This window comes from Pantoea sp. SIMBA_079 (assembly GCF_046940275.1).
Taxonomy (GTDB): domain Bacteria; phylum Pseudomonadota; class Gammaproteobacteria; order Enterobacterales; family Enterobacteriaceae; genus Pantoea; species Pantoea borealis.
In genome coordinates, this window is record NZ_JAWRYR010000025.1 from 1 (window position 1) to 7,495 (window position 7,495).

General features: G+C 50.4%; 10 protein-coding genes, 1 tRNA gene and 1 pseudogene. 2 read left to right on the forward strand and 10 right to left on the reverse strand.

Annotated elements, in window-relative coordinates; genetic code table 11:
* The 3 genes from SB719_RS18715 to SB719_RS18725 all read right to left on the reverse strand — a co-directional run.
* Positions 1–588, reverse strand: a 588-nt coding sequence (locus tag SB719_RS18715; protein WP_412159553.1) for a replication initiation protein, incomplete at its 3' end; no start/stop codon positions are given.
* A gap of 463 nt (positions 589–1,051) precedes the next feature.
* Entirely contained in the window at positions 1,052–1,318 is a 267-nt protein-coding gene (locus SB719_RS18720) for a type II toxin-antitoxin system RelE family toxin (RefSeq protein WP_412159554.1), read from the reverse strand.
* Positions 1,302–1,526: a DUF6290 family protein gene (locus SB719_RS18725; RefSeq protein ID WP_412159555.1), complete on the reverse strand. Its 225-nt coding sequence runs from the start codon at positions 1,524–1,526 to the stop codon at positions 1,302–1,304. Before SB719_RS18725 ends, SB719_RS18720 begins: the two co-directional genes overlap by 17 nt.
* Positions 1,527–2,313: 787 nt before the next feature.
* On the opposite strand from SB719_RS18725, the gene SB719_RS18730 reads away from it, so the two are divergent.
* A tRNA-OTHER gene (locus SB719_RS18730) sits at positions 2,314–2,388 on the forward strand.
* Positions 2,389–2,598: 210 nt separating this feature from the next.
* On the opposite strand, the gene SB719_RS18735 is transcribed toward SB719_RS18730, so the two are convergent.
* On the reverse strand, positions 2,599–2,784 hold the full coding sequence (locus tag SB719_RS18735) for a general stress protein (protein ID WP_094112308.1): 186 nt from the start codon (positions 2,782–2,784) through the stop codon (positions 2,599–2,601).
* Positions 2,785–3,079: 295 nt separating this feature from the next.
* Here SB719_RS18735 and SB719_RS18740 point away from each other — a divergent pair, with 295 nt between their 5' ends.
* Entirely contained in the window at positions 3,080–3,307 is a 228-nt protein-coding gene (locus SB719_RS18740) for a hypothetical protein (protein WP_094112309.1), read from the forward strand.
* Positions 3,308–3,656: 349 nt separating this feature from the next.
* Here the strand turns inward: SB719_RS18740 and SB719_RS18745 are convergent, their stop codons facing one another.
* The 6 genes and pseudogenes from SB719_RS18745 to SB719_RS18770 form a co-directional block, all read right to left on the reverse strand.
* Positions 3,657–3,872 (reverse strand): MbeD family mobilization/exclusion protein, encoded by a 216-nt coding sequence (locus SB719_RS18745; RefSeq protein WP_412159556.1) that lies wholly within the window; start codon positions 3,870–3,872, stop codon positions 3,657–3,659.
* A 3-nt stretch (positions 3,873–3,875) separates the two neighbouring features.
* The gene (locus SB719_RS18750; RefSeq protein WP_412159557.1) at positions 3,876–4,361 is read right to left on the reverse strand and encodes an MbeB family mobilization protein; all 486 of its coding nucleotides are present in this window, start codon (positions 4,359–4,361) and stop codon (positions 3,876–3,878) included.
* A 370-nt stretch (positions 4,362–4,731) separates the two neighbouring features.
* Positions 4,732–5,076, reverse strand: a pseudogene (locus tag SB719_RS18755) (nuclease); the annotation flags it as partial.
* Positions 5,039–5,362, reverse strand: a complete 324-nt coding sequence (locus SB719_RS18760) for a MobC family plasmid mobilization relaxosome protein (RefSeq protein ID WP_412159560.1) — start codon at positions 5,360–5,362, stop codon at positions 5,039–5,041. The gene SB719_RS18760 and the pseudogene SB719_RS18755, both read right to left, overlap by 38 nt.
* A gap of 275 nt (positions 5,363–5,637) precedes the next feature.
* Positions 5,638–7,098: an ATP-dependent nuclease gene (locus SB719_RS18765; RefSeq protein WP_412159558.1), complete on the reverse strand. Its 1,461-nt coding sequence runs from the start codon at positions 7,096–7,098 to the stop codon at positions 5,638–5,640.
* Between the two features lie 2 nt (positions 7,099–7,100).
* A partial coding sequence (locus SB719_RS18770; RefSeq protein WP_412159559.1) for a primase C-terminal domain-containing protein occupies positions 7,101–7,495 on the reverse strand: 395 nt, incomplete at its 5' end.

Here is a 7,495-nt window from a genome sequence, read left to right on the forward strand (position 1 = left end):
CCAACCCTGACGGATAGCGCGGTATGCCCACTTGCGGGTTTTGTCGAATAAAGTGCAGTTACGGCCTAAGCCGTAGTCGGCAATTATATTTTTGTCATTCGCTGCATTTAGATCGAGGAAATCGGCCAGCCAGTCCAGTGTGTAGAGTTCCGGCTGCCAAACGGCAATTTTCCAGTGGCTGTGGTTCGGATTTTTGCAGATTAGTCCCGAATAACCCGCGTCAGCCTCTAATTTTTTACGTAGCGCGTTCTCCACGGCGGCGGCATAGCGTAGTGGCTTCATTTTTCCGTCTGGCGCGGTGCGGATTGAGGTTTGTAGCGCGTACAGCAGATGCGCATGTCCGTTTTCAGGATTGGTGATGGTCAGCGTGGGTGCAGGGGCGTTACGGTCACTCCAGTCGATGGCGGCACCGGCGCGATCGACGTCGAATCCCAGCCAGAACATGGCGTGAGGCTGATTAAACTGGATGTATTTCGCCAGAATAGCGCGCTCCTTACCGGCAATGCGTACACCAAAGTGCAGATCGTCCGAAAAGTACGGCTTGTGCGGTAAACGTTCGTTGAAAAGTTTGAGTGCAGCGTTACTCAAAGCGCCCTGCGCTTATGGCGGGCTGTTGTCTGGCACGGTTCATGTGCTAATATTCCTTCAAGGTTTCGACCTGGCCCTGGTTATCATGTCCGCTCGCCAAAGTAGAGCATGATTTCCGGGGCTTTGTTTTTTCTGGCTCTAACGTTACACCGTCTGGCAACTTCTGTCGATCCCGCAACTATTTACCATAACAGTGCTTTCCTGCATCAAGATCGGTTACCGTCCAAACCTGTCAGTAAATCGTTGATTGCTAACCCGTCTACTCATTTTGCTATTGCAATTAGGGCACAAATGCTGCTTTTTGCCTTCAATAGTCCAAGTGTAATGTTTCTTATTAAAACCTATGCCACAAACATCACAGCGCCTTGGTTTAAACATCGCACCGAGAATGACAAGTACAACGAACCCACCAATTAACCATTCCATAAAATCCCTCTTAATGAAAAATCCCGCGCAGCGGGCTTCAGTCGTAAACTTCGCGTCGATGACCAATCGTGGCCGCAAGGATGACCAGCTCGTCATCCCGGATCTCACACAAAATGCGATAATCCCCCACCCGATAACGCCAGAATTCACCTAGCTCACCTTTTAGCGGTTTCCCTGACTGGCGGGGATCTTCTGCAACAGCAATGCGTAAGTCCATAAAATCTACAATCCGGCGTGCGGTTTGCTTGTCCATTTTACGTAACGACTTGAGCGCCCGATCGGAATAGTTAATCGTCCAGACCAAGTGACTTCCTCACGTCCTCGGACGAATGCATGGATTCATCACCACGCCGGATACGCGCAGCTGTTTCCGCCGCTAGGTAATAATCTTCCAGATCTTCGAGATGAGTAAGAATCGCTTCCCGCGCATAGAACGTCTTTGTTCTGCCCGTCTGTTTCGCAAGGGACTCCAGCCTTGACTCGATCTCATCAGATAGTCGGATAGCAAGCATACAATCCTCCTGAATTACTATTGATATACATGTATATCAAACTATACAGCACTTAAATTTAAAGACCAAAAAATAATCATCATGTGCCTATTGATAACAACCATAACTGTTGATAAATACAGTTTGAGGGTTTTCCTCTGAAACAGTTAAAGGACATTTTTTATGGCTCTGAAACCTGGTCCGAAACGCATTGCTGAATCAACTGGGAAACCAGATCAACGTCAGCGTGATAACAAAAACACTCCGGGAAACACACCGGACTTAAAACCCAGCAAATCGTCAAAAAAATAGTCACTGCAACATGAATCGTTCAGAAGCCCTTCGGGGCTTTTTTTGTATCTCCCGATTACCCTGATTGAACATAACATCCCTTTTGCGCATGACCACAAAAGCCGCTCAGGGCCGTACCGGCTTCATAAAAAAAGCCCCGCAAAACACAACCGCGGGGCCTCAAGCTGAAAACTGGACCGTACACATCACAGGACTCATGCCATTGCGGCATTAAAGTTTGCATAACTGAAAGGAATCACGGTAACTATAGTTTATTATCATGAGATAAGCGGAACGGTCAGATTAATATGTGCAATCTGTGTTTTCACTGCCCGAAATGCGGGAGCCAGACATTCCGATACACCACCGGGAGCGAAAAGCCGCATACGCCTCACGGGGCTGTCTGCAGCCGGTGCGGTACCCGCCTCACGAGCACCTCCTGCGTGTCGCCCAAAAGACAGCTTTCCGGCAAGCCATCCCTCTGACTGTGCTGATCCTGCGCTTTCGGTAGGTTTACACGGGCGTGGTATAAAAGGTATTACATCAGCTGTTACGGCTGAGGATGCGGGTTCAATTCCTGCTGCCCGTTCCATCTTTGTTCCGCAGCATACCAGCGTCCTTTTTTTGAGCGCTTAACAGGATGCAGCCCTGCCAGTCTGGCCTGTATGGCGCTGGCGAAGCCGGTCATAAAATATCGACGGCTCCCTTTTTGCCCCCTCAGCCTGCATGTTGTATTTAACATAACGCTACTTTTGCGCAGGGCATGAAAAAACCCGCCAGGGCGGGTCTTCAGCAACTCATCTCAGGAAACCTTGCGCTCAGGAGCACCTCTCCGGCTGATCTTGCCTCCCTTTCTGCCTGCTTCACGGGCTCGCTCTGGGTTATTCTTGAAGTTCCCGCCGCTTATGCGGCCACCTTTTTGGCCGGCTTCTGCAGCCCGTTCTGGATTTTCCGCAAAATTGCCGGCACCGCCTCTACGTCCCGTCATAACGCCTCCGGTTTGAGTTAAGTAAAGCCAGATAAAGCATAGCCTTAACTTTTTCCCTCTGCGCTTAATCAGGCGTGCACAGCGCTCAGACTGCCGCATCGATCGTTTTTTGACGTTTTTAAGGCAAAAAAAAACCCGCTCAGGGCGGGGAAAATTCGTTACAGAGGAATATCTCTGTCTCTAATAGGGCAACGTAAAGCTATTTAAGTTCCTTCCCTGCCAGAGCGGCAGTTTTCACGTATTCTGTAGGCTTCGCCTGCCGTCCAGGCAGAGCTTTCACAGCAGCAGGTCACGCATGTACAGAAACGAAGAAGAAAGGCTGTCTGACACAGTAATGGGCGAGGCCGTCATTGATCTGCTCGATGAGAGGGCGCGCATAACCAATGCCACACTGCTCCTGAAGCTCCAGACCTTCCTGCTCGCAACAGAGGAACCGTGGCGGGAGGCAGCGATACGCAGCGCTATCAGAGACATCCAGTCGGCAATTCTGGAGGTCGGCAGCAAAGCGTCATCTCTGCACTGAGCGCGGCAGCTCCGGGTGAACCGGTCAGGCACCCGTATTTAACATAAGAGTTCTTGGGCGCACCGCTCCGGGCGGGTTCGGTGCGAATGCGGCGTCAGCCCGGCAAAACCGGCAGCAAACCACACGATAAACCGCCCCGTTTGCGTCCGGTAAATTTCCCCGAACTGCATACTCATGCAGCCGGGTGAATGGCTCAGGCTTTCAGCCCAGATGCCCGCCAAAAGCCTCGTTTTAGCCAGTTATCACAGCGACGGGCCATCATACGTCCGCTGTCGCTGAGATCGCTCCAGCTCCAGCGCTTTCTGGTGCTCCAGCGCCCGCTCCTGCTGCTGGCGCAGCTCGACGGCATTCAGCCGTTCGACAACCGGCGCAGCTGCTCGCTCAAACTCTGCACCTGCCTGCTCAAGCCCGTGACGCGCTCGCTCAGCGCCGCGTTCTCCCGTTGCATAAGACCAGACATCGTCCGCCATTCCGCGAAGGCGCTCTCCCACTCGTCCAGCCTTTTCGAGTAGTCCTGCTGTAGCTGCTCTAATGCGCTCAGCAACTGTTTTTCCAGCTCTGTCATGTGCTATTTCCCCGCCAGTATCATCCAGCTCGAATCTTCGCCAAACGTCCCCGCCCCCGTGTTCACCCTCACGCAGCGGCGGCTCTGCTCGCCGCAGGTCGTGAGCTGAACGCCGTTGTTCCTCTCTGACAGCATGGCCTGCGTGCGCGTCTGCTCCCGGATGGTCGTGTAGTTGTCGGCTATCAGCTGCCCCTGCCACCACAGAATGCCCGCGCATGAGGCTGTCAGCAGCACGGAGACCAGGACGATGGTTAGCCACGTCTGGCTGACCATGCGCAGCATCCCTTTCGTACGCTGGCTCATGGCTGAGGACAGCTTCTGGTCGTGGGCGAGGATGGCGGCGCTGATTCTCTTCTCGCTTTCGCGCAGTTCCGCTCTGACAGACTTCTCGTGCTCGCTGAATGCGGCTTTCAGCATCTCGCCGGTACTCTGCTGCTGCGCTTTCGATTTCTGCTCTAAGTCCTTCGCCAGCGTTAAAAGACTGTTCATAGATGGCTCCCTTCAGTCGGATGTTTCGCCCCCCGTCCGGGTCGGCAATGCTGATACTGCTTTTCGTGGTGCGCACCACCTCAAAACCTGCGCTTTCCAGCGCCTCGGTGACGTCCTGACGGGTTTTCAGCTCCCCGGATGAGGCTAAGGCCAGTAAACCCTGTGTGATTGCCTGAGCGGCCTCCTGCTTCGTTTCCGGCAGCGCGGACGGCGTAACCAGCGCCCGCCGGTTCTCCGGCGCGTTCGGGTCGTGCAGCCCCAGTCTGCCGTTCACTATGGTCTGCCAGGCATCAATGCGCGGACGGTCGGCGCGGTCGTAATACGGCTGTAGCCGTCTGCCGGTCAGCAGCTCCGTGTTCGGGATCAGGAAATTCAGCTCCAGTCGCCCCTTATCCTGGTGCTCAACCCACAGCACGCTGTACTGGTCTTTATCGAGTCCGGGCATCAGAACCCGCTCAAAGCTCGCCATCAGCTTTTCGCGCTGGCCGGGCGATAAATCCTTTTCGGCAAAGGACAGGACGCCCGATGTGTACTTTTTGGCGTAGGGCGAGGCGTCGATAAGCTCCCGGACTTCCTCCGGCTTACCCTGCAGAACGCTGGCGCCGTCGCGCTGGCGGTCTTTTCCCAGCAGATAATCCACTGGACCGGCGCCACCGCCGCGGCCTCTGGGATGAAATTTAACGATCATCGTCTGCCCCCTTTTCCAGAACGGCATGCCTCAGCTGCTCCAGTCCGGCATCAATGGCCATCAGCGCGGCGACAACCTGAACGCGATCGTGCCCGGTACCGCCACCGGCGTTAACCTGTCGGGCAATCTGGTTAAGGTTGTTACCCATGCCGGCGAGCTGACGAAGCAGTGCCGGCGAGATCGAAGGAAGTTTGCCGGCGCGGGCGGGCTTCTCGTCCAGACACGTCTGCCGCATCCAGGCCGCGAGCTGTTTACCGTCGCAGCGTTCCAGCAGACGGCGGTGCTCATCTTCCGTTACCCACATAGTGAGCATTTTGCTGCGTTTGTCTGCCAATCCGGCCTCCTGATAACGCCGGGACGGACGGGAAATTCTTTCCTGGTCGGCGCGGTGTTGGGCAAGCCGCAGGCGCGGCAGTGGTTTTAGCGGGTTTCGGGGCGCAGCCCTGAACCAGTCACGTAGCGCTAGCGGAGTGTATACTGGCTTAAAGTACAGTGCAGTATGTCAGATTCTATATTGGCTGCATAAAAAAAGCCCTCTTCAAAGAGGGCTGTTATCTGATATAGGCTTGTTTAGTGCCAAGTGGCGCATCAAAGAAGACTGATCATTTCATCGATCGATTGTTTCAGCTCGGCCTCAGTATATCTATGAGCTTGCATAGTTACGTTTTCGGGATGATGAATATGGTTTCGAATAAACGTCTGTAAGGTTGCTTGGAGGGGTTGCTTTGGCACACCATTGGTTTCCGGTGTCCATTGCTTGCTATTGGTGATTCCTTTACTATTAAGCCATTGATCAAAATGAGAAATCTTATACTGTCCGTTCTTCTCTTGTAAGTGGCCATAAAGCTCATTGTGCAAATCAACTGTTGGCAAGTTGTATGCTTTATAGCTGATTTCCCCCCACGAAGGACTCCATGGGAACATAGGTGATGTGTTAGCAATTGAAATTAGATTTTTATTATTATCTTTTTTAAAGATAAAGAGCTCACTATTTTTTATTTTAGGGGATGAGAGCATAAACGGAGAGTGTGTTGTAACAAAAACCTGCTTTACTTTTGACAAGATAAGGAGCGCGTCCAAAAGTTTCTTTTGCCCCATTGGGTGCAAGCATATTTCTGGCTCATCTATAAAAAAATAAAATGGCTTAGATACTGCTGCACTCGCAGAGCTCGCTGTAATGTCCGCGTAAACCTGTAGTAATGATAAAGCCACAGCCCTTTGCATACCGTGCCCTTTCTCATTCATAGGTACGGATACACCGTCATCGATAATTACATTTGCTGTTTTGAAAAAATTCTCTATCTGTAATTCGTCAAAAGAAAACGAGATGTCGGCGTTTCCAAACTGAGAGGAAAAGACGCTTTGAACCATGCTTTCAATCTGTGCTATTTTTTGTCTTAACTCAGATGCAGGATTATTAAAAATACTGTGATAACTATTTTGAAAGTCCTGATACTCTTGGGTGCTTGTGTGTCCAAGTGCTATTTCTTTTAAAAGAGCACCGCAAATGGTTGAAGCTCCAAACTTAGACTCGTCACTCGGGTTGGTATCAGCCCAGATAAAATTGTTATCGTAGAGTTTTTTAAAAGGAGCATCTATCCCACTTGGATTGGTGTAATCTTTATCAACATCATTCCAAAACTTAACCTTTTTAATTTCGTCTGGATCGTCTTTATTCCATGATCTTTTTACTTTAAAACACTCACTCGTACCTTCCTGATAGATATTTTTCAGAAATGAGTTTATCTTATTTTCTTGAACGTGAGCATTAATAACATTAGTTAAATTACCGGTATAGGTAACCTCTATTGACAAATCATTGAGGATAATTGCAGGATCGGATTTATTTAGTAAAGTAGATGGATCTTTTTTGGTTGAGTCTTTAATAAACTCTAATGCTTCAAAAACAGTAGACTTACCTGAATTATTTTCACCAACTAAAATATTTAGCCCGCTACCCTCCGTATTACCGTCGGGAATATTAAAATTGATACTGTGATTTCCATGATAGCCTTTAAAATTATTAATATCGATAGATTTTATAAACATAGCTAATCCCTACTTTTGTTTTTCATTCGGAAGTAAGTCCTTCTACTAACCCCGAGCTCTATCCAAGGCTCGCCTAAAGACTTCCTTCCACCGCCTTTACTAATCCGGCCACCAATCTTGCCTCTTCTAGATTGGATCTCCGGTGTATGTGTTCTCTGCACAAATTCTTCAAAAGAAGAAATATCAAAATTTCTACTAGTCCATTTAGCAATGCTTTTTGCAATGCCACTTACTTCGTTATCGTCAAGTGGCAATGAAAATTGAAGGTTATAAGCGCTGGCACGCTCATAACATGCTTGAAACCACCGCTCATACTCCGGCCAACCCTGACGGATAGCGCGGTATGCCCACTTGCGGGTTTTGTCGAATAAAGTGCAGTTACGGCCTAAGCCGTAGT

What these genes read in the sequence shown, in the direction of transcription:
- SB719_RS18750 (WP_412159557.1), bottom strand. Translation starts at nt 4,361, where the DNA reads ATGAACAGTCTTTTAACGCTGGCGAAGGACTTAGAGCAGAAATCGAAA.
- SB719_RS18740 (WP_094112309.1), top strand. Translation starts at nt 3,080, where the DNA reads ATGTACAGAAACGAAGAAGAAAGGCTGTCTGACACAGTAATGGGCGAG.
- SB719_RS18760 (WP_412159560.1), bottom strand. Translation starts at nt 5,362, where the DNA reads ATGCTCACTATGTGGGTAACGGAAGATGAGCACCGCCGTCTGCTGGAA.
- SB719_RS18735 (WP_094112308.1), bottom strand. Translation starts at nt 2,784, where the DNA reads ATGACGGGACGTAGAGGCGGTGCCGGCAATTTTGCGGAAAATCCAGAA.
- SB719_RS18745 (WP_412159556.1), bottom strand. Translation starts at nt 3,872, where the DNA reads ATGACAGAGCTGGAAAAACAGTTGCTGAGCGCATTAGAGCAGCTACAG.
- SB719_RS18725 (WP_412159555.1), bottom strand. Translation starts at nt 1,526, where the DNA reads ATGCTTGCTATCCGACTATCTGATGAGATCGAGTCAAGGCTGGAGTCC.
- SB719_RS18765 (WP_412159558.1), bottom strand. Translation starts at nt 7,098, where the DNA reads ATGTTTATAAAATCTATCGATATTAATAATTTTAAAGGCTATCATGGA.